The following is a 25,529-nucleotide window of genomic DNA, read 5'->3' on the forward strand; positions in this document are numbered from 1 at the left end:
CGACTATTCGACCAGACTTCTGCACTACCCTCTGACACGTGACTTCGAGCCTCGACGTTCTCCTCGCCCCTGTTCCGGGGCACGAGACCCTCTCCGCACCGTCCTACGCGCATCCGGGCGACGCCGGTGCCGACCTCCGATCGGCCGAGTCGCTGACCCTGGGCGCCGGAGCCCGCGCGCTCGTCGCCACCGGGGTGTCCATCGCGCTCCCCGAGGGCTACGCGGCCTTCGTGGTGCCGCGCTCGGGCCTCGCCGCTAAGCACGGCATCACCGTGCTCAACAGCCCCGGCACCGTCGACGCAGGCTACCGCGGCGAGATCAAGGTCACGCTCCTCAACACCGACCCCGAGGCCGACTACGCGATCGAGGCCGGCGACCGCATCGCCCAGCTGATCGTCATGCCCGTCGTCCGGGCGAACTTCGTCGAGGTCGACACCCTGCCCGAGAGCGTCCGCGGCGAGGGCGGATTCGGCTCGACGGGCTACTCGGATTGTGCGGGCAACGCACGCGCAACGGAAGGCACGAAGTGAGCAGGAAGTCCAGGCGCGAGGCCGCGCAGGCGCTGGCCGAGCAGGAGGCCGCGACGTCGGCCGAGATCGACGAGGTCACCGCCGACGACTCCGAGGTCGAGATCGTCGAGGCCGAGGAGGCCGCCGTCGAGCTCATCATGGACGACAAGTCCGCACCCGAGAACCGCGCCGAGGACGGCCCGCTCGACGAGACCGAGGCGAACCCCGTGCGCCCCTACGTCGACCTGGGCGGCGTCAAGATCGTTCCCCGCGAGGGCCTCCACCTGCGCCTCGAGGTCGAGGAGGGGTCGAAGCGCGTGGTCGCGGTCGGGCTCGACTTCGCGAAGTCGACCCTGCAGGTGCAGCCGTTCGCTGCTCCTCGCTCGACCGGGCTCTGGCACGAGATCCGCGAGCAGATCGCCGACCAGATCCGCAAGCAGGGGGGCACGACCACCGAGGTCGACGGCCCCTTCGGCCCCGAGATCGCCGCCGAGATCCCCATCGCCGCAGGAGCAGAGGGAGCAGTCGCCGGCCAGACCACCCGCCTCGCCCGATTCATCGGCGTCGACGGCCCGCGGTGGTTCCTCCGCGGCGTCATCGCGGGCGACGCCACCGTCGACCCGGAGGCCGCCGAGAAGATCGAGGAGCTCTTCCGCAGCGTCGTCGTCGTGCGCGGCAACGACCCGATGCCTCCGCGCGACCTGATCCCGCTCCACATGCCGAAGCAGAACCCGGGCGACCCGGGCACCACCGCCGTCTGAGGCTGTGACGGGCACCGCATGAGCGACGGCGACACCACCCCCGAGCACGACCACCCGACCGCGTCGATCGGCGATCAGCTGCGGCAGGCCGCCCTGCGCGCCGGCATCAGTCGGGTCGCACCGGGCGACGCACCCTCGGGTCACGCCCTCCTGACGGCGATCGGGGGAGTCCGCGGGCTCGTCGAGTCGATCCTCCCGGGCTTCGCCTTCCTCATCATCTACACGCTCAGCCACTCGCTGCTGCCCTCGGTGCTGATCCCGGTGGCGATCGGCGTGATCTTCGTGGTGGTGCGCGCGGCCCAGCGAGGCCCCGTGCCGCAGGCGGTCGCCGGGCTCCTGGGCATCGCGGTCTCGGCCGTGCTCGCCATCATCTCGGGCCGCGCCGTCGACAACTTCCTCCCCGGCATCATCATCAACGCCGTCTCAATCGTCGTGCTGCTGGCCACGCTCGTGGCACGCTGGCCGCTTATCGGCATCATCGTCGGCCTCATCACCGGCGAGGGCTCGGCGTGGCGCGACGACCGCGCGAAGCGTCGCGTGCTCACGCTCACCACGTGGCTCTGGGTGCTGCTGTTCGCGGTGAGGCTGGTCATCGAGATCCCGCTCTACCTGGCGGACGAGGCGGCCCTCCTCGGAGGGATCAAGCTCATCACCGGCGTGCCGCTGTACGCCGCCATGCTCTGGGTGACGTGGCTGCTGGTGCGGACCGTCTACGCGGCGCGGGCTGCCGACGACGAGTCTCCCGCGGCTCCTGCGGCCTGACCTCGCCTGTTCACGACACGGTCACGCGCCGTGCGGGACGCCCGTCTCCGCGCGTGCTAGATTTATCTCGACATCAAGATAAATGGCCCGAGACGGCCGCCGAGACGGCGCCGGACTTAGGCTGGCCTTGCTGGTGGAGCGCAACGCTTCGTCGGCATCATGAGGCGAGTCAGCGCAAGGGAGACGGCACGTGTCAGACGTAAACAGTTTCGGCTCGAAGAGCACTCTCACCGTCGGTGAGAAGTCGTACGAGATCTACCGCATCGACGCGGTGCCCGGTCACGACAAGCTCCCATTCAGCCTCAAGGTCCTCCTCGAGAACCTCCTCCGCACGGAAGACGCCGCCAACGTCACCGAGGCCCAGATCAAGGCCCTCGGGTCGTGGGTGCCTCAGGCGGAGCCCGACACCGAGATCCAGTTCACGCCCGCCCGCGTGGTCATGCAGGACTTCACCGGCGTCCCGTGCATCGTCGACCTCGCCACCATGCGCGAGGCGATGGCCGACCTCGGCGGCGACCCCAAGAAGATCAACCCGCTGTCGCCGGCCGAGCTGGTCATCGACCACTCCGTCATCGCCGACCTCTTCGGCACCGAGAACGCCCTCGAGCGCAACGTCGAGCTCGAGTACGAGCGCAACGGCGAGCGGTACCAGTTCCTCCGCTGGGGCCAGACCGCGTTCGAGGACTTCAAGGTGGTGCCCCCGGGCACCGGCATCGTGCACCAGGTCAACATCGAGTACCTGGCGCAGGTCACCTACACGCGCACCGTCAACGGCCAGCTGCGCGCCTACCCCGACACGCTCGTCGGCACCGACTCGCACACCACGATGGTCAACGGCCTGGGCGTGCTCGGCTGGGGCGTCGGCGGCATCGAGGCCGAGGCCGCGATGCTCGGCCAGCCCGTGTCGATGCTGATCCCCAAAGTCGTCGGCTTCAAGCTCTCGGGCGCGATCCCGACCGGCGTGACCGCGACCGACGTCGTGCTGACCATCACGCAGATGCTCCGCAAGCACGGCGTCGTCGGCAAGTTCGTCGAGTTCTACGGCGAGGGCGTCGCCGAGGTGCCGCTGGCGAACCGCGCCACCATCGGCAACATGAGCCCCGAGTTCGGCTCGACCGCCGCGATCTTCCCGATCGACGACGTCACGCTCGACTACCTGCGCCTCACCGGCCGCAGCGAGGAGCAGGTCGCGCTCGTGGAGGCGTACTCGAAAGAGCAGAAGCTCTGGCACGACCCCGCCACCGAGCCGAACTACTCCGAGTACCTCGAGCTCGACCTCGCTACGGTCGTGCCGTCGATCGCCGGCCCGAAGCGCCCGCAAGACCGCATCGAGCTGTCGGCCGCGAAGAGCCAGTTCGAGGTCGACCTCGGCAACTACGCCGAGGCCACCGACCACTCCGGCGTCGACGAGGCCGTCGAGGCGACGTTCCCCGCGTCCGACCCGGTGGGCTTCACGGCGCAGGACGAGAACTCGGCCCACGCGCACTCTGCAGCGTCGTCGCACATCGGCCACCCCGCGGTGCAGGCGCCGTCGCACGCGTCCAAGCCGACGAGTGTCACGCTCGACGACGGCTCGGCCTTCACCCTCGACCACGGCGCGGTCGCCATCGCGGCGATCACGTCGTGCACGAACACGTCGAACCCGTCGGTCATGCTCGCCGCCGGCCTCCTGGCCCGCAACGCGTCGAAGAAGGGACTCAAGGCAAAGCCCTGGGTCAAGACCACGCTGGCTCCCGGGTCGAAGGTCGTCACCGACTACTACGAGAAGGCCGGCCTCACAGGCTACCTCGAAGACCTCGGCTTCTACACGGTCGGCTACGGCTGCACGACCTGCATCGGCAACTCGGGCCCGCTCCTCGACGAGATCTCGACCGCCGTGCAGGACAACGACCTCGCCGTCACGGCCGTCCTGTCGGGCAACCGCAACTTCGAGGGTCGCATCAACCCCGACGTCAAGATGAACTACCTGGCGTCGCCGCCGCTCGTCATCGCGTACGCGCTGGCCGGCTCGATGAACTTCGACTTCGAGAACGACGCGCTCGGCACCGGCTCCGACGGCCAGGACGTCTTCCTGAAAGACATCTGGCCCGACGCCTCCGAGGTGCAGAAGACGATCGACGAGTCGATCGACACCGGCATGTTCACGCACGAGTACGCAGGCGTCTTCGACGGCGACGAGCGCTGGCGCACGCTGCCCACCCCCGAGGGCAACACCTTCGAGTGGAGCGACGAGTCGACCTACGTGCGGAAGCCCCCGTACTTCGACGGCATGACCATCGAGACCACGCCGGTGACCGACATCTCCGGCGCTCGGGTGCTGGCGAAGCTGGGCGACTCGGTCACGACCGACCACATCAGCCCGGCCTCGACGATCAAGGTCGACAGCCCCGCGGGCCGCTACCTCGCCGACCACGGCGTCGAGCGCAAGGACTTCAACAGCTACGGCTCGCGCCGCGGCAACCACGAGGTCATGATCCGCGGCACGTTCGCCAACATCCGCCTGCGCAACCAGCTGCTCGACGACGTCGAGGGCGGCTACACGCGCGACTTCACGCAGCCCGACGGCCCGCAGTCGTTCATCTACGACGCCAGCCAGCACTACCAGGAGCAGGGCACACCTCTCGTGGTCCTTGCGGGCAAGGAGTACGGCTCCGGCTCGTCGCGCGACTGGGCGGCCAAGGGCACCTCGCTCCTCGGAGTGAAGGCCGTCATCACCGAGAGCTTCGAGCGGATCCACCGCTCGAACCTCATCGGCATGGGCGTCGTGCCGCTGCAGTTCCCGCAGGGCGAGACGTGGGAGTCGCTGGGCCTCGACGGCACCGAGTCGATCAGCATCGCCGGGCTCACCGAGCTCAACGACGGCACCACGCCGAAGACCGTGCACGTCACGGCCGAGCCGACCGAGCACAGCCCCGAGGGCAAGCAGACGATCGAGTTCGACGCCGTCGTCCGCATCGACACACCCGGTGAGGCCGATTACTACCGCAATGGCGGGATCCTGCAGTACGTCCTGCGGAGCCTCGTGTAGCAGCCACGTCATCCGGCAGAACGAACGCCCTACCTCCTCCGTCGCGGAGGGGTAGGGCGTTCGGCCGTCCGTGACCCGCGACGCATAAACTGACTGAGCGGTCGACCCCGAGGCCGCGGAAAGCGAGAACCATGAGCCTCCTCGAGACGATCCACGGGCCTCGCGACCTCGACGGTCTGACCGACGAGCAGATGGTGGAGCTGGCGGCCGAAATCCGCCGCTTCCTGGTCGAGAAGGTGTCGCAGACCGGCGGTCACCTCGGCCCGAACCTCGGCGTCGTCGAGCTGACCCTGGCCCTCCACCGCGTCTTCGACTCGCCTCGCGACGCCATCGTCTTCGACACGGGCCACCAGTCGTACGTGCACAAGCTCCTGACGGGGCGCCAGGACTTCTCCGAGCTCCGTTCGCGCGGCGGCCTCGCCGGCTACCCGCAGCGCTCCGAGTCCGAGCACGACATCGTCGAGTCGTCGCACGCATCGTCGTCGTTGTCCTGGGCCGACGGCATCTCGCGCGCCTTCACGCTCACCGGCCACGGCGACCGCCACGTCGTCGCCGTCGTCGGCGACGGTGCGCTCACCGGCGGCATGACGTGGGAGGCGCTCAACAACATCTCCGACGACAACGACCGCCGTCTCATCATCGTCGTCAACGACAACGGCCGCTCGTACGCTCCGACCATCGGCGGCATGGCGCGGTTCCTCAACTCGGTGCGCACCAATCAGAAGTACCGCGACATGCACCTGTCGAGCGCAGCGGCCTTCGACCACTTCGGTGCGCCGGCCCGCGCCTTCTACCGAGGCGTCCGCGGCGGCCTCCACGGCTTCCTCAGCCGCTTCACCAACAACGAGGCCCTCTACTCCAACCTCGACATCAAGTACATCGGCCCCATCGACGGTCACGACCAGGCCGCGATGGAGGAGGCGCTGACCCAGGCCAAGAACTACGGCGCGCCTGCCATCGTCCACGCCATCACCGAGAAGGGTCGCGGCTACGAGCCGGCCCGCCAGGACGCGGCCGACCAGTTCCACGCCGTCGGCCACATCGACCCCGAGACCGGCGAGGCCCTCGAGACAGCGACCGGCCCGGGCTGGACCAGCGTCTTCGCCGACGAGATCGTCGCCCTGGCCGACACGGACCGCAGGATCGTGGGCATCACCGCCGCCATGCTGCGCCCGGTCGGGCTTCACCGCTTCGCCGAGAAGTACCCCCGCCGCGTCCTCGACGTCGGCATCGCCGAGCAGCACGCGGTCGCCTCGGCCGCCGGCCTCGCGTTCGGCGGCCTGCACCCGGTCGTCGCGCTCTACGCGACCTTCATCAATCGGGCCTTCGACCAGGTGCTCATGGACGTCGCCCTGCACAGGGCCGGCGTCACGTTCGTCCTCGATCGGTCGGGCGTGACCGGGCCGGACGGCCCGAGTCACCACGGCATCTGGGACCTCGCGATCCTGCAGGTCGTGCCCGGCATCCGCCTGGCTGCTCCACGCGACGCGACCCGCCTGCGCGAGGAACTCCGCGAGGCCGTCGCCGTCGACGACGGGCCGACCGTGGTGCGGTTCCCGAAGGGCGACGTGGGCGACGACATCCCCGCGATCGAGAGGCTGGCCGACGGCGTCGACGTGCTCGTGCGCGCCGAGCGACCCGACGTGCTCATCATGGCCGTCGGAGCAATGGCACGCCTCGGCCTCGACGTCGCCTCGCGCCTGGCCGACCAGGGCATCGGCGCGACCGTCGTCGACCCGCGCTGGGTGGTGCCAGTGCCGCGCAGCGTCATCGACCTCGCGGCCGGGCACCGCCTCGTGGTCACCCTCGAAGACGGAGTGCGGGTGGGCGGCATCGGCACCCGAGTGCGGCAGGACCTCCGGGCCGCCGACGTCGACACCGCCGTCACCGAGCTGGGTCTGCCCGACGAATTCATCGAGCACGCCAGCCGCGGCCAGATCTTCGAGGCGGCCGGCCTCACGGCGCAGGACGTCGCGCGCGACGTCACCGCGATGGTGCTGGGCTCGAAGCTCCCGGTCGCCCGCCCCGAGCAGGAGGCAGCGGCCCAGCACCTGCGCGGCTAGGCGACGCCGCGGATCGCGGGCTCGTGGAAGGTCCGCCCGCGCACGCGCTCGGACGCGCCGACGCGGTCGAGGTACGGCGTCACGCCGCCCATCTGGAACGGCCAGCCCGCCCCGAGGATCAGGCAGAGGTCGATGTCCTCCGGCGCGCCGACGACGCCGTCGTCGAGCATGCGGCCGATCTCGTCGGCCAGGCCGTCCTCGATCCTGGTCTGAAGCTGCTCCTCGGTCAGGGGAGTGCCGGGGCCGGCGGCGAGCGACACGGCCTTCTTGTCGAAGCCCTTCCGCTTGCCCTTGGCGTCGCGGTCGAAGATCTTCCCGTAGTCGGCGAGGCGGTGCAGCCCCTCCGATTCGAAGAAGCGCTCGGGGAAGGCCGCGTGGTGCGTGTCGAGCACGTGGGCCCCGACCTTGAGCCCGACGAGCTCGAGCAGCTCGAACGGCGTCATCGGCAGGCCGAACGGTGCGGTGGCCCGGTCGACGACCTCGAATGGCGTGCCGGTCTCGACCGCGTGCATCGCCTCGCCGAGCAGTTTGGCCAGGATGCGGTTCACCACGAAGCCGGGCGCGTCAGCCGTGATCACGGCGTTCTTGCCGAGCGTCTTGGCCACCACCATCGCCGTCGACAGCGTCTCGTCGTCGGTCGCCGCCGTGTTCACGACCTCGACCAGCGGCATCACGGCCACAGGGTTGAAGAAGTGGAAGCCGAGCAGCCGCTGCGGGTTCTCCAGCACCGATCCGATCGCCGTCACGGACAGCGACGACGTGTTGGTGGCCAGGATGCACTCGGCCGAGACGACCTGTTCGACGTTGCGGAACACCTCCTGCTTCACCCCGAGCTCTTCGAACACGGCCTCGATGACCCAGTCGGCGTCGGCGAAGTCGGCGAGGTCGGTCGTGCCGGAGATGAGCGCCTTGAGGCGGTTCGACTCGTCGCGCGAGATGCGCCCCTTCTCCTGCATCTCGTCGATGGAGGCGCGGATGCCCGCGACGCCCTTGTCGACGCGCTCCTGGTCGATGTCGGTGATGACCACCGGCACGCGGAGCTTCCTCACGAACAGCAGAGCGAACTGCGAGGCCATGAGGCCCGCGCCGACGATGCCGACCTTCGTGATCTTCCGGGCGAGGTCGGGGGAGGGAGCCCCGGCAGGGTGCTTCGCGCGCTTCTGCACGAGGTCGAACGCGTAGAACGAGGCACGGCCCTGGTCGCCGGCTGCGAGTTCGGCCAGTGCTTCGTCCTCCGCTTCGAAGCCGGCCTCGCGGGTGCGCTTCTTCGCGCCCGCCAGCAGGTCGAGGGCGGCGTACGGGGCCTTGGCGACGGTGCCGATCCTGGCCTCGAGGGTCTTGCGCGCGATGGCGATCGCGGCGTCCCACTTGACTGCCCGCTCGACCTTGCCCGGCACGTTCGGCCGGTCGACCTTCACGGTGCCGCCGAGCACGCCGTCGGCCCAGCGCAGCGAGTCCTCCAGGAACATCGCCGAGCCGAACATCGCGTCGACGATGCCGAGGTCGAGGGCCTCCTTCGCCTTCAGCGTGCGGTTGTTGCGCAGCGGGTTCTCGACGATCACCTTGAGCGCGTTCTCGATGCCGATGAGGTTCGGCAGGAGCCACGCGCCGCCCCACCCGGGGATGATGCCGAGGAACACCTCGGGGAATCCGAGCGCAGGAGCCGAGGCGTCGACCGTGCGGTAGTCGGCGTTGAGCGCGATCTCCATGCCGCCGCCGAGGGCGAGCCCGTTCACGAACACGAACGTCGGCACGCCGGCGTCGTGCAGCTTGCCGAGCGCCTCGTGGCCGAGCTGCGCCATCTTCTTCGCGGCGGCCTTCGACGAGATCGTCGACACTTTCGAGAGGTCGGCGCCTGCTGCCAGGAAGTACGGCTTGCCGGTGACGCCGATCGCCTGGATCTCGCCGGCGGCGGCCCGTTCCCGGAGGCGGTCCATCGTCTCGCGGAACTCGACCAGGGTCACGGGGCCGAGGGTCGTCGGCCGACGGTGGTCGCGGTCGTTGTCGAGGGTGACGAGCGCGAGCGTCCTGCCCGAGGGCAGGGTCACGTCGCGGACGTACGAGTGGGTGACGACCTCGTCCGCCGACTGGGCGACGAGCTCTGCGACGTCGAGGCTCACTTGGTCTTCCTTCCGTCGAAGTGCGGGTTCTCCCAGATGACGCTGCCGCCCTGGCCGAGGCCGATGCACATGGCCGTCAGGCCGTAGCGGACCTCGGGGTGCTGCTCGAACTGGCGGGCGAGCTGGATCATCAGCCGCACGCCCGACGAGGCGAGCGGGTGGCCGAGCGCGATGGCGCCGCCCCAGAGGTTGACGCGCGGGTCGTCGTCGTCGATGCCGAAGTGGTCGAGCAGTGACAGCACCTGCACGGCGAACGCCTCGTTGAGCTCGAACAGGCCGATGTCGTCGATCGTGAGCCCCGCCCTGCGGAGCGCCTTCTCGGTCGACGGGACCGGGCCGATGCCCATGATCTCGGGCTCGACGCCGGCGAACGCGAAGCTCACCAGGCGCATCTTCGGGGTCATGCCGGCCGCCTTCGCCGCCTCCTCCGAGGCGATGAGGCTGACCGTGGCGCCGTCGTTGAGGCCGGACGAGTTGCCTGCGGTGACGCGTCCGTGCGGCCGGAACGGCGTGCGGAGCGTCGCGAGGCCCTCCATGGTCGTGTCGGGGCGGGGTGCCTCGTCACGGTCGGCGAGGCCCCATCCTGCGTCGCTCTTGACGGCGACGGAGACCAGGTCGGGCTGGATGTCGCCCGAGGCATAGGCTGCGGCGACCTTCTGCTGCGAACGCATCGCGTAGCGGTCGGAGCGCTCTTTGGTGAGGGCCGGGAACCGGTCGTGGATCCGCTCGGCCGTGTTGCCCATGTTCAGGGCCTCGGCGCTGACCAGTCGCTCGGAGAGGAACCTCGGGTTCGGGTCGGCGCCGAAGCCCATCGGGTGCCGCCCCATGTGCTCGACGCCGCCCGCGAGAGCGAAGTCGTACGCGCCGAAGGCGATGGCCCCGGCGACGGTGGTGACGCTGGTCATGGCGCCGGCGCACATGCGGTCGATGGCATAGCCCGGCACGGACTGCGGCAGGCCGGCGAGCAGCGCGGTGGTGCGGCCGAGGGTCAGCCCCTGGTCGCCCTGCTGCGTGGTCGCGGCGATCGCGACGTCGTCGACGGCCGCAGGATCAAGCGACGGGTTGCGTTCCAGCAGCCCCTTCATCGCCTTCACGACGAGGTCGTCCGCCCGCGTCTGCCAGTACATGCCCTTGTCGCCGGCTCGGCCGAACGGGGTCCGGACCCCGTCGACGAACACGACTTCCGATCGAGTGGCCACTCTGCCTCCTGATGTCGAGATACGTCTCGAATCCTAGGAGCGACACCTGTGGGGAACGATTCCTTTGACTAAACCGACGAATCCGAACCGGGCGTCTCGGGCGACGATTGGCCAGCCTCGACAAACGCCTGCGCGATAACCGGTGCCGTGAAGCGGATCTGCCACTCACGGGCTCCCTGACGGCGCAGCGCTTCGCCGATGTGCTCGGCGTCGACGACCTCGGGGACGTCCCAGGCGACCCGACGGAGGTGGTCGGGCGTGAGGAGGTTCTCGACCGGGATCGACATGGCCTCTGCCATGTTCTGCAGCTTCGGCCGCGCCGCCTTGTAGCGTGCGTCGGCCTCGGGCGCGCGGTCGATCCACGAGCGGGGCGGCGGCAGCTGGTCGGTCGACGGGCCGCGGAGCGACGGCAGATCGGAGGTCGCCCGACCGCGCTCGAGGGCGGCCCACCAGCGGGCGAGCTCGGTGCGGCTGGCTCGACCGACGAAGTCCTTCTGCCCGCCGAGCTCGCGCTTGGTCGTGGGGTTGGCCCGCACGGCGGCGATGATCGAGGCGTCGGGCAGGAGCCTGCCGGGTGCGGTGTCGACCTCGCGCGCGTACGCGTCGCGGGCCTCCCACAGCTCGCGGACCAGCCCGAGGGCACGCTGCCCCCGCAGGGTCGACAGCCCGGAGGTGCGGCGCCACGGCTCGGGCCTCGGCGGCTTCGACTCCTTGCGGAGCGTCGCGTCGAACTCCTCCTCGGCGATCTCGATCTTCTCCTGCTCGGCCAGCACGACGTACATGGCGTCGCGGAGATCGACCAGGAGCTCGACGTCGAGCGCCGCGTAGACCAGCCAGCTCTGGGGGAGCGGCCGGGTAGACCAGTCGGCCGCCGAGTGCTCCTTGGCGAGGTGGATGCCGAGGAGCTCCTCGACGACGGCGCCGAGGCCCACGCGGGGCATTCCGGCGATCCTGGCGCCCAGCTCGGTGTCGAATATGCGGGTCGGGTCGAGGTCGACCTCGCGAAGGCACGCCAGGTCTTGGCTGGCCGCGTGGAAGATCCACTCCTCGTCGCGGATCACGTCGTTGAGCTCGGAGAACGAGCCGATCGCCGGCGGGTCGAAGAGGAAGACGCCGGAACCGCGGCGGAAGATCTGGATCAGGTACGCGCGCTGCGAGTAGCGGTAGCCCGAAGCGCGCTCTGCGTCGATCGAGATCGGCCCGTGGCCGGCCCTGATCTGCTCGATCGCGGCGAAGTAGCCCTCGCGCGTGTCGATGACGTCGACGTGCCCGTGGTCGTCGTCGGCCGTGGCCACGCGCGCGGGCCGCTGCGACTCGGGCAGGAGGCTGTCGGCGGGGCTCTCCGGGGTCGGGGTCTGCGCGGCGCTACTCACGCCCGACCCTTCGCGAGGCCAGCAGGGTCACGCCCTCGGACGTCGGCGGGAGGCCGGCGAGCGTGCAGATGAGCTCCGACCACGCCTCGACGTGCGGAGCCAGCCGCGAGTCGCTCGGCGACCACGACGACCGCAGCTCGATCTGGGCGCCGTCGCCCTGCTCGGCCAGCTCGCCGTAGCCCGACGACAGGATCTTCGTCGCGGTGCCCGAGGCCGCGGTGTACTCGGCGCCATTGGCGTCGAGCGAGTCGATCAGCCACGACCAGGCGACGTCGGCGACGAACGGGTCGAGCCCGATCTCGACCTCGAGCGGAGCCTGCGCGAAGCTGACGACCCGCCAGGGGCCGCCCCACTGCTCGGGCTCCTCGGAGTCGTAGAGCACGATGAAGCGACCGGTTCCGAGCTCAGGATCGGCGACACCCCGAGCGCCCACGACGTCGGCCGCCAGGGCGAACGAGTGCGGGGCGAGGCCCTGAGGGGCCGGGATCTCCGTGACGCGGAGGTCGTCGCGCGCCTCGACCGCACGGACCGCCTCGAGCGCGGACGCGAACTCGGCCGGCACGGGAGCGGCCGGCACGTCGGCGTCCCCGGAGGGACCTGAGGGAGTTTCGGTCACGTCAGAAGACTAGGCTCGATGACGAACCCGTGGCCAGAGGCACGCCGGGCGCCGTCGCCCCTCGGCAGGCCTCGGTGCGCGAGCGGAGCGGAGGACGATCTCATGAGTCGAGTCACGGCTCCTGCGCCCCATCGCTCGGCCGGGCGCATTGCGGTCGTCGCCAGCGCGATCTCGGTCGGCGGCGTCGCGATCGCGGCAGCGGCCGGCTTCGCGGGGCTGACCTACGCCGTCGCGCGGTTCATCGTGACGCCGGCGAAGGCGCGTCGCGAGCGCATCAGGATCATCTCCGTCGACACGACGGCCGGCACCGTCGCGATGACGTCGACGCCCGACACCCGTCTGCCGGGGCGGTACGGGTTCCACTTCGACGAGGGGCGCGGCTACGCCCGGCTGGGCGAGGTGCTTCACGACAACGGGCAGGTCGTGGTGCGGCGCGTCGACGCCGTCGACGAGGGGGTGCTCGCCTCGGCGAAGCGCGGCGGGCTGCTCGGGTGGTACTACCGGCGCCCGGCCGACGCCGGGCTGCCGTTCACCGAGGTCACGGTCGAGACTCCGGTCGGTCCGGCGCCCGCGTGGCTGGTGCCACCGGTCGACGCGGTGCCCGGCGACGACACGCTGGGCGGGCGCTGGGCGATCATCGTGCACGGTCGCGGCGTCGTGCGGGGCGAGACCCTGCGGGCGGTGCCCTCGTTCCGCGAGGCGGGATTCGCGTCGCTCGTCGTCTCGTACCGGAACGACGGCGAAGCGCCGGCCTCGGCCGACCACCGCTACGGCCTCGGGCTCACCGAGTGGGCAGACGTCGAGGCCGCGATCGACTTCGCCGTCGCTCGGGGAGCCCGCGAGGTCGTGCTCATGGGCTGGTCGATGGGCGGCGCGCTCGTCCTCCAGACATTGATCAGATCGAAGCACCAGGACGTCATCCGCGGACTCGTGCTCGAGTCGCCCGTCGTCGACTGGCGCACGACCCTCCGCTACCAGGGCGACGTGCTGCACCTGCCCGAGCCGATGCAGGGGAGCGTCCTCCGGATCCTCGGAACGACGCGGCTGTCGTCGATCACCGGGCAGGCGGAGCCGATCGACTTCGACGCGCTCGACCTCGTGAGCGGGGCCTCGCAGATCACGGTGCCGATCCTGATCCTGCACTCCGACGACGACGGGTTCGTGCCGTCGACGGCGTCGCACGCGCTCGCGCAGGCGCTGCCCGACCTGGTGGAGTTCGAGGTGTTCTCGGTCGCGCGGCACACGAAGCTCTGGAACATCGACCCCGAGCGGTTCGACCGGACGATCCGGGAGTGGCTCGCGCGCCTGCCCTGACCGCGTCTGCCTCGCGGTGCGCGTTGCGGCGCGTTTCACGCATCGCGGCGTGACGCGTCGCGCCGCGACGCGGGAAACGCGCCTCCATTCGGACACGCCGCCGCTCGGCCCGTGGAGTCGACGGCGTGTTGCACCGACCCGTCGCGATCTGGCCACGAAGCTGAGGTCATGTCGGCATCTGGCGGAACGACCGGAGACGCCCCCGCGGTCGGCGATCCGGCCACCGTGTCGGCGCTCGCGGCTCGCATTCTGGGCCAGCTCAGTCTCAGCGCGTGGTTACCCGGTGCGTTCTTCGTCGCCTGCATCGCCGTGCTTCTCTGGTTTCAGCGCGTGCACTCGGTGACCCTCGCCGGAGCCGGGCAGTTCGTTCAACACAACTGGATTCCCTTTCTGATCTTCGCCCTGCCGGCCGTCGTCATCTCGACGCTGGTCACGCAGGCCTTCGCGTTCGAGGCCATACGGGCCCTGGAGGGTTACTGGCCGAGTGTCTGGCCCCTTGATCGCTTTCGACACTCGGCACAGAAGAGAGCTCTCAAACGCAAGGCGGCCCGCAGCGACGAGTACGAATCGGCACTCGTCGAAGCCTTCCGTTCGGCTCGCCCGGCGTTGGAAAAGCGGGGCATCCATGAGGACATCCTGGATGCCGTCGAGAGAGACCTCCAGGGCAAGGCGCGCCCCTCCCGCCTGACGGAGGACGAGCACGATGAAGCGGATTCGCTCGAATGGGAGGAGCTGTGCGCGCCATGGCATTCCGCCCGCATCGTGCGGCTCCGGCAGGCGAGAAGCGAGCTGCCGGAGGACTCACGCGTCATGCCGACGAGGCTCGGCAATGTCCTCCGTGCCGGCGAAGACGCACTGACGAACAGCGGCGACCTCGAGGGTTTCGTCATGCGCAATCGTGATCGAGTTCCGTCTCGCATCCTGGTCAATCACGACGAATTCCGCACTCGCCTCGACATGTACTGCACCATGGTCTTCGTGTCTCTGGCTCTGGGTGCGTTCACGTGGCCGATCCTGTGGAACGTGCCCTGGCCACAGCGGGTGGTGGTCTCGGCGATACTCGCAGTAACGGCAGCAGCCAGCTATCTGGCCGCCCTCGGCAGCGCGCGGGGCTACGTCGTGGTGCTCCGCCAGATCGACAGGTACGCGGGAACGGACTAGCGAGAGGCGCTAATGGTCTGCGCGACGGCTCACAGTCGGACTCTGTCCATCTTCGCTCCGCAGCGACAGATGGCTTCCACGGCGAGAGTCGACTTCGTTCGACCGCAGACCGGGCACACGAACTCGTCGCGCGACGGCTTGGGAAGCCCGGCAACTCGATCGTCGACCATGACGGCATCATCCTCTGGCGCACCCAGGGAGTCAAGCATTGCTCAGGATCCCGCGTCGGGCCAGCCGATCGGGTTCGTCGCCGTCTCGTAGAGGTCGTCGAATTTCGCCTCGTGGTAGAACGCACGATCCTTGATGCCGGCGTGATGCGCCGCCTCCTCGCTGACGTAGAGAAGGTCTTCGCCGTCGTCGTCGGCGGCATCGACCGTGCCCCAGGGCAGGGTGTCGTGGGCGATCGCGGCCTCGTACGTCTTCTCGCCCGCGGCGATCGTGTCGGTGCGGACGTAGAGGAAGTCATCGTCGGCGAGGTGCCCGAGGCCCGACGGATCGTTCTTGTCGTACCAGTCGAGGCGGCACTCGTCGTCGAGCTCGTAGAGCGAAAGGTCGAGACGCGTCTCGAACGGCGCCAGATCCGAGGTCGGTCCGGCCTCGAGAGCGGCCTTCAGTCGCTTCATGGCGGCGTCGGAGACCGAGCCGTGCATCGTCGAGATCAACGACCAGAACTCCGCCGAGGGCATGGCCGCTTTCTCGGCATCAGCGGCTTCGGCCAGGATCCGAGCGTCCGCTTTCGACGGCGCCGCCGTGGAAGTCGGGTATCCGGCGTGACCAGGCACGTTCGAACGGCACTGCGTCGGGTGCGTCTTCTCGGGCAGGCGATTGAGGAGGTGTGGCGTCGGCTGCGACGTGCAGGCGACCAGCCCCACGCTCAAGCCGAGCACGGCCAGAAGCAAGGCGAGACGGCGGGGGCGAATCACAGGCTGAGCATATCTCGACGGTGGAGTCGAGCTAGGAGCGCTCAACGCGCCAGCGGGCATACAGGGCACTCTGGTCGTCGATCAGCAGCTGCGTGAGCGCCAGCCGCGACGCGGGGAACCGCTCGGAGCCGAAGGCCGGCAGCCCCGAACCGATCACGACGGGCGACGTGGTGAGGCACAGCTCGTCGACGAGCCCCGCCTCGACGAACTGGCCGGCGAGCGAGGGGCCGCCCTCGCAGATGAGCGAGGTCATCCCGTGCGCATGCAGCGCCTCGACGATCGCGCGCGGCGACAGCCGCCCGTCGACGTCGGGCACCACGAACACGGTCGCGTCGGCGGCGACGGTGCCGCCGAGCGACTCGTGCACGGTGTCGACGGCCGACGCGGGGCACAGCACGATGACTCGCTCGGCGAGACTGTCGGCGATCCTGTGCCCGGAGAGATCGCCCGAGGAGGTGACGACGGCCAGCCGAGCCCGCGACGGCACACGATAGCCCTCCGCCCGGACACTCCGGGCGCCCACGACGACCGCGTCGGCGACGTCGCGAATGGCCTTCAGGATCGTGCGATCCGCCGGGTTCGACAGCGTGTCACTCGTGCCGTCGCTGCCGGCGGCATCGCCCGAGACAGCGGCGATGAGATTGATGCGCAGCCACGGGTCGGTCGGCGGGCGGTACCAGTCCTGCAGCGTCGCCGCGGTCTCGTCGGAGCCGACGTCGAGGCTGGTCGACACGTCGGGCCCGGCGTCGGCGGAACGGTGCAGCAGGCGGATCTCCACCAGAAGACCGTAGCGCGAGGCCGCTCAGGCCTGCGCCGGGCCCTGCGCCTTCTCGCCGATTTGGCGCTTGGCGCGCCCGAGGAGCGCGGTCATGCCGCGGATGCGAAGCGGGCTGACCGCCTCGACGAGCCCGATCGTCTGCGGGTAGTCAGCAGGAACGGCCAGCGCCTCGTCGACGGTGAGCCCGTCGAGCCCCTGCGCGACGATCGATGCGAACCCTCGGGTCGTCGGCGCCTCGCGCGGCGCCGTGGCGTACAGGTGCACCCGGTCGACGCCGGCCTCGTCGGGCGTGACCTCGGCGAAGATGAACACCGGCGACTGGCACTCGACCACCTGTTCGAGGAGGTCGGGGTGCTCGGCGTAGCGCTCCGGCAGCTCCGGCAGCTCGTTGGCGAACTCCAGCAGCAGCTGCAGACGGTCCTTCACGCCGAGGTCGAGGAAATCCTGGCGGATCTCTGCCAAGGCAGCGGGCAGGGCGGCCGCCGGCAGCGCGCCGGAGGCGGGGGAGTCGCTCATCGCGCCCCGGCGAGCACGGGCGCCGGTGCCTCGCCGGGCTCCGACCCGGTGACGATCGGCACGCGAACCGCCGAGCCCCACTCGGTCCACGAGCCGTCGTAGTTGCGCACGTTCTCGAAGCCGAGGAGGTGGTGCAGCACGAACCAGGTGTGGCTCGACCGCTCGCCGATCCGGCAGTAGGCGATGACGTCGTCGCCGTCCCTCAGGCCTGCGCCGTCGCGATAGATCGCCGAGAGCTCGGCCACCGAGCGGAACGTGCCGTCTTCGGCCGCCGCCTTGCCCCACGGCACGTTCTGCGCGCTCGGGATGTGGCCGGCGCGCAGGGCGCCCTCCTCCGGGTACGCGGGCGCCGTGGTGCGAGAGCCGTCGAACTCCTCGGGGCTGCGCACGTCGATCAGCGGGCTGCCGAAGTGGGCGAGCACGTCTTCCTTGAAGGCGCGCAGGGTCGAGTCGTCGCGCGTGAGCACAGCATAGGCCGCAGGAGCCGGCGACACCGCGTCCGTGGTGTACGCCCGGCCCTCCGCCTCCCACTTCGCGCGGCCGCCGTCGAGCAGCCGGACGTCCTGGTGCCCGAAGAGGCTGAGCACCCACAGGGCGTACGCCGCCCACCAGTTGTTCTTGTCGCCGTAGATCACCACGGTGGTGTCGGGCGTGATGCCGCGCTCGGCCATGAGCTCGGCGAAGCGCTCGGCCGACACGTAGTCGCGCAGCACCGGGTCGTTGAGGTCGGTGTGCCAGTCGAGCTTCACCGCGCCGGGGATGTGGCCGGTCTCGTAGAGCAGGACGTCCTCGTCCGACTCGACGACGACGAGCCCCGAACCGGGCGTCGCCGCCTGATCGAGGTGCTCGGCGAGCCACTCGGTCGTGACGAGGCGCTCGGGGTGCGCGTACTCGGCGAACTTCGGGTTCGGATCGCGGTCGACGGTCATGTTTCCTCCTGTCGTCGCCCTCGTGAGGCGAGAAGTGCGTGGCGTGCCCGGCGGTAAACTCCAAGAGCCGGTCACTCGCACAACGCTAGGCGCGCTCCGTCTATGCCGAGCAGGGCCCGTAAGACTCCGTCACATCTCTTTCCCGCCCGCAGAAAGGCGCCCCTGCATGAGCAACGAGACGCAGGCCACCCCGACCGTCGTCTCGCTTCGCGACCGCACGCCCACCATCACGGCGGCCGAGATCGTCGCCCACCTCGTTCCCCCGAGGCAGTTCGACGGCGCCAGCCTCGAGAACTACCGGCCCGACCCCGAGTACCCCTCGCAGGCCGCCGCTGTGGAGGCCGTCCGTTCTTTCTCGACGGCGCAGGAGCCCGCGCGAGGCCTCTTCCGCAGAAAGTCCGCCCCGCGCTCGAAGCCCGGCCTCTACCTCGACGGCGGATTCGGCGTGGGCAAGACCCACCTCCTCGCCGCCCTCTGGCACCGGACGGACGGTGAAAAGTACTTCGGCACCTTCATCGAGTACACCGCGCTCGTCGGCGCGGTCGGCTACCAGGGCGCCGTCGCGCAGCTGAAGGGCGCGAAGCTCCTGTGCATCGACGAGTTCGAGCTCGACGACCCGGGCGACACCATGATCATGACGCGCCTGCTCGGCGAGCTGGCCGACGGCGGCGCCCGCATGGCGGCGACGTCGAACACCCCGCCGAACGCGCTCGGCGAGGGCCGGTTCGCGGCCGCGGACTTCCTCCGCGAGATCCAGGCGCTCTCGGGTCGCTTCGAGACGCTCCGGATCGACGGCACCGACTACCGCCGTCGCGAGGTCGAGGCGCACGCCGTCGTCACCGGCGACCTCGACGCGGCCGTCGCCTCGGCCGACGGAACAGTCTCGGTCGACGACTTCGACGCGGTGATCGAGCACCTCGCCACCGTGCACCCCTCGAAGTACGTCAAGCTGATCGACGGCGTCGACACGGTCGCCCTCCGCGGCGTGACCGCGCTGCGCGACCAGACCCAGGCGCTCCGCTTCGTGGCCTTCGTCGACCGTCTCTACGACGCCCAGGTGCGAGTCGTCGCGTCGGGGATCCCGCTCGACGAGGTGTTCGGGGCCGAGATGCTCGCGGGCGGATACCGCAAGAAGTACCTCCGGGCGATGTCGCGCCTGGTCGCCCTCACGCTGCTCTGACAGCGACACTGCGTCCTTGCCGGTCGGCAAGACTTCGAAGCGTGCAGACAGTCCGCTCGCGTCCGGGCCTCAGACTCGTGAAACACGTTGTTTACATAGACGCGATTCGTGTTACATCGGGGAAACATTCGCGCACCTCCACTGAAACGTCCGACCGCCAGGATGACTGCATCCCGGGTCGACACCCCTCGACATGCCTGCACCGATCTCGAGCGCACCCGGAACCTGCACTGCACAACTGAGAGGTGACACCAGATGTTCGACCAGGGCCAAACAGCCTACGTCTTGATCACGGCCGCCATGGTCCTGCTCATGACGCCCGGCCTCGCCTTCTTCTACGGCGGCCTCGTCAAGGCCAAGTCCGTCATCAGCATGATGATGATGAGCTTCGGAGCGATCGGCCTCATCGCCGTGCTCTGGGTGCTCTACGGCTACTCCATCGCGTTCTCGAATTCCGGCACCCCCGGATTCCACGGCAAGGAGGGCGTCTTCAGCCTCGACACGGGCATGTTCAGCCTGAACTCGCTCGTCGACAACGCTCACTCGACCGCGGCCTCGGCCGGCAGCTACCCCGCTCTCGCCTTCGCCGCCTTCCAGGCCACGTTCGCGATCATCACCGTCGCCCTCATCTCGGGCGCCATCGCCGACCGCGCGAAGTTCGGCGCCTGGATGGTCTTCGCCGGAGTGTGGGCCACCCTGGTCTACTTCCCGGTCGCCAACTGGGTGTTCAACCTCCCGACCAAGACCTCGACCGGTGGCTGGCTGGCCGCCAAGGGCCTGATCGACTTCGCGGGTGGTACCGCGGTGCACATCGACGCAGGATCCGCGGGCCTCGCCCTCGCCCTCGTGCTCGGCCGCCGCGTCGGTTTCGCCAAGGGCGCGTACAAGCCGCACAACCCTCCCTTCGTGATGCTCGGCGCCGGCCTCCTCTGGTTCGGCTGGTTCGGCTTCAACGCCGGTTCGGAGCTGGGTGCTGACGGCACGGCCTCGATCGCCTTCATCAACACTCTCGCTGCTCCTGCCGCCGCGGTGCTCGGCTGGCTGATCGTGGAGAAGATCAAGGACGGCAAGGCCACCTCGGTCGGCGCCGCCTCGGGTGCTGTCACCGGCCTCGTCGCGATCACCCCGGCCTGTGCCGCTCTGACGCCGTTCTGGGGCATCGTGCTCGGCATCGTCTCGGGCGCCATCTGCTGCATCGCCATCGACCTGAAGTTCAAGCTCGGCTTCGACGACTCGCTCGACGTCGTGGGTGTCCACCTCGTCGGCGGCATCGTCGGCACGCTGTTCATCGGCTTCTTCTCGTACTCGACCACGACCGCTCACCCCGGCGGCGTCGGCCTCATCTACGGCGGCGGCTTCGGCCAGCTCGGCATCCAGGCTCTGGCTGCGATCGTCGTCATGGTCTACTCCTTCGTCGGAGCGTTCGTGATCGGCTGGGTCATCCAGAAGACCATGGGCTTCCGCATCACGAACGAGGACGAGATCGCCGGCATCGACACGGCCGTGCACGGCGAGGAGGGCTACGTGCTCCTCGACGAGCGCGTCTAGCCTCACGGCACACGACGAAGGGCCCCGCAGCGACAGCTGCGGGGCCCTTCCCGTTGCGCGGGCTACGCGGAGACGGACGCCTTGTCGGCGACGGAGCCGGTGGCCGTCGAACGGCTGCCGCCGAGCCGGAAGGAGGCGCCGCGGTGCTCCTGGGGCAGGCGGTCGCCGCGGCCGTGCAGCTTCTCGCGCAGCGACCCCTCCGCGTACTCCGTGGGGTACGAGCCGCGCACACGCAGCTCCGGGATCACGTGCTCGATGACGTCCTCCCAGGTGCCGGGCGTGACGGCGTAGGCGAGGTTGAATCCGTCGACGTCCGTGTCACGAACGAGCTGCTCGAGGTGGTCGGCGACTCGCGATCCTGAGCCCACGAAGATCGGCCCGAGCCCGCCGATGGCGCCGAACTTGGCAATGTCGCGCACCGTCCACTCGCGCCCTTCGAGCTTGGCCGACTCCGCGAAGTTCTCGAGCACCGACTGGATCGCGTTGCCCTGCACGTCGCCGACGGGCTGGTCGAGGTCGTACTGCGACAGGTCGATGCCGGTCCAGCCCGACATGAAGACGAGCGCCCCCTCCTCGCTGGCGTACTCGAGGTACTCGTCGTACTTCGCCTGCGCCTTCTCGTCGGTCTCGTCGGTGATGATCGTGAGCAGCGTGTAGATCTTCGCCGAGTACCGATCGCGGCCGGCGGCCTCGAGCGCGTCGCGGATCCGCTTCACGGTCGCGGCGAGCACCGGGGTCGTCGGCGCCGAGATGAAGATCGCCTCGGCGTTCTCGGCGGCGAACCGCACGCCGCGGGGCGACGCGCCGGCCTGGTAGATGACGGGGGAGCGCTGCACCGAGGGCTCCGACAGGTGGATCCCCGGCACGGTGAAGTGATCGCCGCGGTGGCCGATCTCGTGGATCTTCGCAGGATCAGTGAAGACGCCGCCGTCGCGATCCTCCACCACCGCGTCGTCCTCCCACGACCCCTCCCACAGCTTGTAGAGCACGTCGAGGTACTCGCTCGCGTGGTCGTAGCGCGCGTCGTGCTCGAGCTGGTCGTCGTGCCCCATGTTGCGCGCGGCGCTCGGAAGGTAGCCGGTGACGACGTTCCAGCCGACGCGACCCTTCGTCAGGTGGTCGAGCGTCGTCATCCTGCGGGCGAAGGGGTAGGGGTGCTCGTACGAGGTGCCGGCGGTGACGCCGAAACCCAGATGCTTCGTGACGGCGGCCATGGCGCTCACCAGCAGCACCGGGTCGTTGACGGGGATCTGCGCGCCGTTGCGGATCGCGGCGACGTTGTTGCCGCCGTAGACGTCGTACGTCCCGAGCACGTCGGCGATGAAGATGCCGTCGAAGACGCCGCGCTCGAGCGTCTGGGCGAGGCTGGTCCAGTACTCGAGGTCGTTGTAGTGCCTCGACCGGTCGGCCGGGTGCCGCCACAGGCCGGAGGACTGGTGGGCGACGCAGTTCATGTCGAACGCGTTGAAGCGGATCTGTCGGGTCATGGGGCTATCGTCCTTCGCTTGTCGGAGAAAGGCTCGTGGCCGCGTCACACGAGGTCACGCGGCCACGGTCCTCGGGGCGTCAGTTCGACGCGGCCTTCGCGTCGACGGGCAGCAGGATGCCCTTCTCGTCGGGGTCGGTCGCCAGGAACTTCTGCACGGCGGGGTCCTTGAACGCCTTGATGAGCTGCTGCACGTTGTGCGAGTGGAGGTACTTCGTGCCGACGGTGAGCTGCCCGGCGAACTCGTCGGGCGCCGGGGGAGCGTAGAGCTGCTCCTTCAGCGGGATTCCGGCGGCGAGGTAGTACTCGGTGTAGCCGACGGCGGCGTCGAGGTCGCCGAGCGAGCGGGACTGGGCGGCGAAGTCCAGCAGAGTGAACTTCAGGTGCTTGGGGTTCGAGGCGATGTCGGCCGTCGTGGCGTAGCCCTTGTCGATGCCGGGCTTCAGCGTGATCAAGCCGGCGCGCTCCAGGATCCAGAGGCCCTGCGCCTCGTTCGCCGGGTCGGAGTAGAGCGAGATCGTCCCGCCGTCGGGGATCTCCTGCACCGACTTCCACTTCGCGCTCCACAGCCCGAAGCCCCAGCGGAACACCGGCGTCGCGGCGGTCTCCTGGAACGACGGGTTCGCCGTGAGCACCTGCTTGAGCCAGAGCCTGTGCTGGTACACCGTGCCGGCGACCTCGCCCTCGCTCACGGCCCGGTTGAGCGTGGTCGAGTCGGAGAGTCCTTTGAAGGCGACCTTGATGCCGTACTTCGGCGCGACGTTCTTCGCGACGTAGTCCACGAGCTTCTGCTCGGCCGAGTTGCCCTCGGCCGTGACGACGTAGAGCGTCGCCCCCTTCGTGTCGTTGGCGGAGGCCGTGGGGATGAGGCGCGGCACGGTGAGGCCCGCGGCGACGGCCACGACGGCGACGGCGGCTCCTGCGATCCAGGGCCAGCGGCGGCGGCGCTTCAGGGCGAAGCCGTGGTCGTCGGCAGAGGCGGCGGGCGTGGCGGGCGAGGTGGGGGTGGTGTCAGGCATGGCTGTGCTCCAGGAGGGTGGGGAGAGGGAGGAAAGAGGTGTCAGGAGGCGGCGGGGGTGAGCCGCCGGGCGAGGCGATCGCCCGTGAGCTGGACGACGATCACGAGGGCGACGAGCACGATGATCGTGGCGAGCATGACTCGCGTGTCGAACCGCTGGTAGCCGTACGTCACGGCGACGTAGCCGATGCCGCCAGCGCCGATCGTTCCGGCGATCGCGGAGTACTCGATCATCGCGATCGTGTTGATGGTGAGGCCGCCGACGAGCGCCGGGATCGCCTCGGCGAGCTGCGCGGTGCGGACGATCTGCAGACGTGACGCGCCCGAGGCCCGGGCCACGCGGGTGTACTCGGCGGGCACCGCGCGGAGCGAGTTCTCGACGATGCGGCTGAAGAACGCGATGCCGGCGAGAGACATGGGCACGATCGCCGCCGGGATCCCGATGTTCGTGCCGGTGACGAACTGCGTGAACGGGATGATGGCGGCCATCAGGATCAGGAACGGCAGCGACCGACCGAGGCTCACCACCCAGCCCACCGCGGCGTGCAGCGCACGGTGCTCGTAGAGCCCGCCCGGGCCCGAGTTGTGCACGAGGGCGCCGAGCGGCACGCCGACGACGACGACGATCGCCATGGTGATGCCGACCATGACGATGGTCGCGCCGAGGGCGGGGAGGATGAGGCCGGCGATCTGGTCGAGCGGCACCCGGACCTCGCCGATCTCACCCGCCAGCGCGGAGACAGCGGGCAGGGCGACGGTGGTGAGAGTGCTCATGCGACGGGCTCCAGGGTGGTGGCGGGGGTGGCGGGCTCGTCAGCGGCGGCCTGTGCAGCCGCTTCCGTTCCTGGGGAGGGCGACGCGAGGGCCAGGCCGAGGCGACCCAGCGACTCCTGCGCCCGTGACCTCGCGGCGACGGGCACGCCGATGGTGGCCCGGCCGATGGTCGTGCCGTCGACGACCTCGATCGTGGCGGCGAGCAGCGAGACGGGCGCCCCGAGCTCCGCGCCGAGGCGGGCCGGCCAGTCGCCGGGCACCGTGGCCGAGGCGTAGACGAGTTCGAGGGCCGTGTCTCCGGTGGCGGGAGCGGCGGCGGCGCGGGGCGGTTGGAGGTCTCGGCCGAGTCGGCTGCCCGGATCCTGCAGCAGATCGACGACGTGGCCCGACTCGGTGAAGCGCCCGTGCTCGAGCCGCGCGACCGTGTCGGCGACCTGCCGGACGACGTCCATCTCGTGCGTGATGAGCAGCACCGAGAGGTCGAGCTCGTCGCGCAGGGTCGACAGCAGGCGCAGGATGCTCGTGGTCGAGTCGGGATCGAGCCCCGAGGTGGCCTCGTCGGCGAGCAGCACCCTCGGGCGAAGGGCGAGAGCACGCGCGATCCCGACGCGCTGCCGCTGGCCGCCCGAGAGCTCGTGCGGATACGCCGCCGCCCGGTCGCCGAGCCCCACGCGGTCGAGGAGCTCGGCGACGCGGCGCTCCTTGTCGGCCTTCGTGACGCCGAGGTACTCCAGCGGCAGCGCGACGTTCTGCGCGGCGGTGCGGCGCGAGAACAGGCCGTCGGTCTGGAAGACGGTGCCGATCCGGCGGCGTGCGTCGCGGAGGCCGGTCTCGTCGGCACGGGTCAGGTCGACGCCGTCGACCTCGACGGAGCCCGACGTCGGTCGCTCGAGGAGGGCGATGGCGGCGGCGAGCGTCGACTTGCCCGCACCGGACGCCCCCACGACCGCGGCGATCTCGCCCCGCTCGACGACGAGGTCGAGACGGTCGAGCACGGTGGTCGTGCGGCCTGCCCTGGCGAAGGTCTTCGTCAGCTGGTGGATTCGGATCATGGCGACGACCGTAGGGACCGACTGAACGGTTCGGATCCGGTGTGTCGTCACGTCTCCGAGAGTGACTCCGTGTGACGGGCGTCGTCACAAACCGTCATGAGGAGAGGGTGCGGGTGCCGTGGAGGACGTCGCGCTTGTCACAAGGAGAGTGCGGGTGGGGGCGCGCTTCCCACGTCGCGCCGCCCACCCCAAGACGTCTCAGGCGACACCCGAATGTCGCCGGCCCGTCCTGGCTGGAGGCTCTGACTTCGCCGCCAGCTCAGACTAGATAACACCTTCACAACGTTTGTCACCAGTCCCCAGTCCTCGAGAACGCTGACAAACCGATGAATGCTCGCTGTCTGCCGACTCCCAGAAACCTCGTCATCGGGCGAGAGCGGGTGCCGCCCGATCAGGGCGGACGGCACCCTGGGCGACGA

The 25,529-nt window shown here is 69.8% G+C and carries 21 protein-coding genes; 9 read left to right on the forward strand and 12 right to left on the reverse strand.

The window, feature by feature from the left end; all coding sequences use genetic code 11:
• Positions 1-38 precede the first annotated feature (38 nt).
• The 5 genes from dut to dxs all read left to right on the forward strand — a co-directional run bounded on the left by dut (position 39) and on the right by dxs (position 7,123).
• Positions 39-530, forward strand: a complete 492-nt coding sequence (dut, locus tag C8E83_RS05650; RefSeq protein ID WP_121368822.1) for a dUTP diphosphatase — start codon at positions 39-41, stop codon at positions 528-530.
• Between the two features lie 137 nt (positions 531-667).
• Positions 668-1,270, forward strand: a complete 603-nt coding sequence (locus tag C8E83_RS05655; RefSeq protein ID WP_121371763.1) for a DUF3710 domain-containing protein — start codon at positions 668-670, stop codon at positions 1,268-1,270.
• Positions 1,271-1,288: 18 nt separating this feature from the next.
• Positions 1,289-2,032 (forward strand): DUF3159 domain-containing protein, encoded by a 744-nt coding sequence (locus C8E83_RS05660; protein WP_121368823.1) that lies wholly within the window; start codon positions 1,289-1,291, stop codon positions 2,030-2,032.
• A gap of 190 nt (positions 2,033-2,222) precedes the next feature.
• On the forward strand, positions 2,223-5,060 hold the full coding sequence (locus C8E83_RS05665; protein ID WP_121368824.1) for an aconitate hydratase: 2,838 nt from the start codon (positions 2,223-2,225) through the stop codon (positions 5,058-5,060).
• A gap of 131 nt (positions 5,061-5,191) precedes the next feature.
• Positions 5,192-7,123, forward strand: coding sequence for a 1-deoxy-D-xylulose-5-phosphate synthase (gene dxs / locus C8E83_RS05670; RefSeq protein WP_121368825.1), 1,932 nt, complete (start codon positions 5,192-5,194; stop codon positions 7,121-7,123).
• Here the strand turns inward: dxs and C8E83_RS05675 are convergent.
• From C8E83_RS05675 to C8E83_RS05690, 4 genes are all read right to left on the reverse strand, one after another.
• A complete protein-coding gene (locus C8E83_RS05675) occupies positions 7,120-9,243 on the reverse strand; it encodes a 3-hydroxyacyl-CoA dehydrogenase NAD-binding domain-containing protein (RefSeq protein WP_121368826.1) in 2,124 nt (707 codons plus the stop codon). The two genes, dxs and C8E83_RS05675, sit on opposite strands and share 4 nt — an antisense overlap.
• Positions 9,240-10,442 carry a thiolase family protein gene (locus C8E83_RS05680; RefSeq protein WP_121368827.1) on the reverse strand — a complete coding sequence of 401 codons (1,203 nt, stop codon included), beginning with the start codon at positions 10,440-10,442 and terminating at the stop codon, positions 9,240-9,242. The genes C8E83_RS05675 and C8E83_RS05680 overlap by 4 nt, the downstream gene beginning before the upstream one ends.
• 68 nt (positions 10,443-10,510) lie before the next feature.
• Positions 10,511-11,737 carry an HRDC domain-containing protein gene (locus tag C8E83_RS05685; RefSeq protein ID WP_211331758.1) on the reverse strand — a complete coding sequence of 409 codons (1,227 nt, stop codon included), beginning with the start codon at positions 11,735-11,737 and terminating at the stop codon, positions 10,511-10,513.
• Positions 11,738-11,807: 70 nt separating this feature from the next.
• Entirely contained in the window at positions 11,808-12,431 is a 624-nt protein-coding gene (locus C8E83_RS05690; RefSeq protein ID WP_121368828.1) for a DUF3000 domain-containing protein, read from the reverse strand.
• 102 nt (positions 12,432-12,533) lie between these two features.
• Here C8E83_RS05690 and C8E83_RS05695 point away from each other — a divergent pair, with 102 nt between their 5' ends.
• On the forward strand, positions 12,534-13,745 hold the full coding sequence (locus C8E83_RS05695) for an alpha/beta hydrolase family protein (RefSeq protein WP_121368829.1): 1,212 nt from the start codon (positions 12,534-12,536) through the stop codon (positions 13,743-13,745).
• Positions 13,746-13,913: 168 nt separating this feature from the next.
• Positions 13,914-14,906, forward strand: coding sequence for a hypothetical protein (locus C8E83_RS05700; RefSeq protein WP_121368830.1), 993 nt, complete (start codon positions 13,914-13,916; stop codon positions 14,904-14,906).
• A gap of 212 nt (positions 14,907-15,118) precedes the next feature.
• Here the strand turns inward: C8E83_RS05700 and C8E83_RS05705 are convergent, their stop codons facing one another.
• The 4 genes from C8E83_RS05705 to C8E83_RS05720 are packed head-to-tail and all read right to left on the reverse strand — an operon-like array spanning position 15,119 to position 18,052.
• Complete coding sequence (locus C8E83_RS05705; protein ID WP_170159854.1) at positions 15,119-15,829, reverse strand: DUF4240 domain-containing protein; 711 nt, start codon at positions 15,827-15,829, stop codon at positions 15,119-15,121.
• A 31-nt stretch (positions 15,830-15,860) separates the two neighbouring features.
• Positions 15,861-16,607: a dihydrofolate reductase family protein gene (locus C8E83_RS05710; RefSeq protein ID WP_170159855.1), complete on the reverse strand. Its 747-nt coding sequence runs from the start codon at positions 16,605-16,607 to the stop codon at positions 15,861-15,863.
• A gap of 24 nt (positions 16,608-16,631) precedes the next feature.
• Positions 16,632-17,123, reverse strand: coding sequence for a SufE family protein (locus C8E83_RS05715; RefSeq protein ID WP_121371765.1), 492 nt, complete (start codon positions 17,121-17,123; stop codon positions 16,632-16,634).
• Positions 17,120-18,052, reverse strand: coding sequence for a sulfurtransferase (locus C8E83_RS05720; RefSeq protein ID WP_121368833.1), 933 nt, complete (start codon positions 18,050-18,052; stop codon positions 17,120-17,122). Before C8E83_RS05720 ends, C8E83_RS05715 begins: the two co-directional genes overlap by 4 nt.
• Positions 18,053-18,218: 166 nt before the next feature.
• Between C8E83_RS05720 and zapE the strand changes: the two genes are divergently transcribed.
• The gene (gene zapE, locus C8E83_RS05725) at positions 18,219-19,232 is read left to right on the forward strand and encodes a cell division protein ZapE (RefSeq protein WP_121368834.1); all 1,014 of its coding nucleotides are present in this window, start codon (positions 18,219-18,221) and stop codon (positions 19,230-19,232) included.
• 255 nt (positions 19,233-19,487) lie between these two features.
• On the forward strand, positions 19,488-20,780 hold the full coding sequence (locus tag C8E83_RS05730; RefSeq protein ID WP_121368835.1) for an ammonium transporter: 1,293 nt from the start codon (positions 19,488-19,490) through the stop codon (positions 20,778-20,780).
• A 62-nt stretch (positions 20,781-20,842) separates the two neighbouring features.
• On the opposite strand, the gene C8E83_RS05735 is transcribed toward C8E83_RS05730, so the two are convergent.
• From C8E83_RS05735 to C8E83_RS05750, 4 genes are all read right to left on the reverse strand, one after another.
• Complete coding sequence (locus tag C8E83_RS05735; protein ID WP_121368836.1) at positions 20,843-22,267, reverse strand: LLM class flavin-dependent oxidoreductase; 1,425 nt, start codon at positions 22,265-22,267, stop codon at positions 20,843-20,845.
• A gap of 79 nt (positions 22,268-22,346) precedes the next feature.
• Complete coding sequence (locus C8E83_RS05740) at positions 22,347-23,285, reverse strand: MetQ/NlpA family ABC transporter substrate-binding protein (protein WP_121368837.1); 939 nt, start codon at positions 23,283-23,285, stop codon at positions 22,347-22,349.
• 41 nt (positions 23,286-23,326) lie between these two features.
• Positions 23,327-24,058, reverse strand: a complete 732-nt coding sequence (locus C8E83_RS05745; protein WP_121368838.1) for a methionine ABC transporter permease — start codon at positions 24,056-24,058, stop codon at positions 23,327-23,329.
• Complete coding sequence (locus tag C8E83_RS05750; protein WP_121368839.1) at positions 24,055-25,110, reverse strand: methionine ABC transporter ATP-binding protein; 1,056 nt, start codon at positions 25,108-25,110, stop codon at positions 24,055-24,057. The genes C8E83_RS05745 and C8E83_RS05750 overlap by 4 nt, the downstream gene beginning before the upstream one ends.
• Between the last annotated feature and the right edge of the window lie 419 nt (positions 25,111-25,529).

It is taken from the genome of Frondihabitans australicus (assembly GCF_003634555.1).
In the GTDB taxonomy this organism is placed as follows: Bacteria; Actinomycetota; Actinomycetes; order Actinomycetales; family Microbacteriaceae; genus Frondihabitans; species Frondihabitans australicus.

Coding starts and splice junctions, on each gene's coding strand:
- C8E83_RS05655 (WP_121371763.1), top strand. CDS start 668: ATGGACGACAAGTCCGCACCCGAGAACCGCGCCGAGGACGGCCCGCTC.
- C8E83_RS05660 (WP_121368823.1), top strand. CDS start 1,289: ATGAGCGACGGCGACACCACCCCCGAGCACGACCACCCGACCGCGTCG.
- dxs (WP_121368825.1), top strand. CDS start 5,192: ATGAGCCTCCTCGAGACGATCCACGGGCCTCGCGACCTCGACGGTCTG.
- C8E83_RS05695 (WP_121368829.1), top strand. CDS start 12,534: ATGAGTCGAGTCACGGCTCCTGCGCCCCATCGCTCGGCCGGGCGCATT.
- C8E83_RS05700 (WP_121368830.1), top strand. CDS start 13,914: ATGTCGGCATCTGGCGGAACGACCGGAGACGCCCCCGCGGTCGGCGAT.
- C8E83_RS05715 (WP_121371765.1), bottom strand. CDS start 17,123: ATGAGCGACTCCCCCGCCTCCGGCGCGCTGCCGGCGGCCGCCCTGCCC.
- C8E83_RS05720 (WP_121368833.1), bottom strand. CDS start 18,052: ATGACCGTCGACCGCGATCCGAACCCGAAGTTCGCCGAGTACGCGCAC.
- zapE (WP_121368834.1), top strand. CDS start 18,219: ATGAGCAACGAGACGCAGGCCACCCCGACCGTCGTCTCGCTTCGCGAC.
- C8E83_RS05730 (WP_121368835.1), top strand. CDS start 19,488: ATGTTCGACCAGGGCCAAACAGCCTACGTCTTGATCACGGCCGCCATG.
- C8E83_RS05735 (WP_121368836.1), bottom strand. CDS start 22,267: ATGACCCGACAGATCCGCTTCAACGCGTTCGACATGAACTGCGTCGCC.
- C8E83_RS05740 (WP_121368837.1), bottom strand. CDS start 23,285: ATGCCTGACACCACCCCCACCTCGCCCGCCACGCCCGCCGCCTCTGCC.
- C8E83_RS05745 (WP_121368838.1), bottom strand. CDS start 24,058: ATGAGCACTCTCACCACCGTCGCCCTGCCCGCTGTCTCCGCGCTGGCG.
- C8E83_RS05750 (WP_121368839.1), bottom strand. CDS start 25,110: ATGATCCGAATCCACCAGCTGACGAAGACCTTCGCCAGGGCAGGCCGC.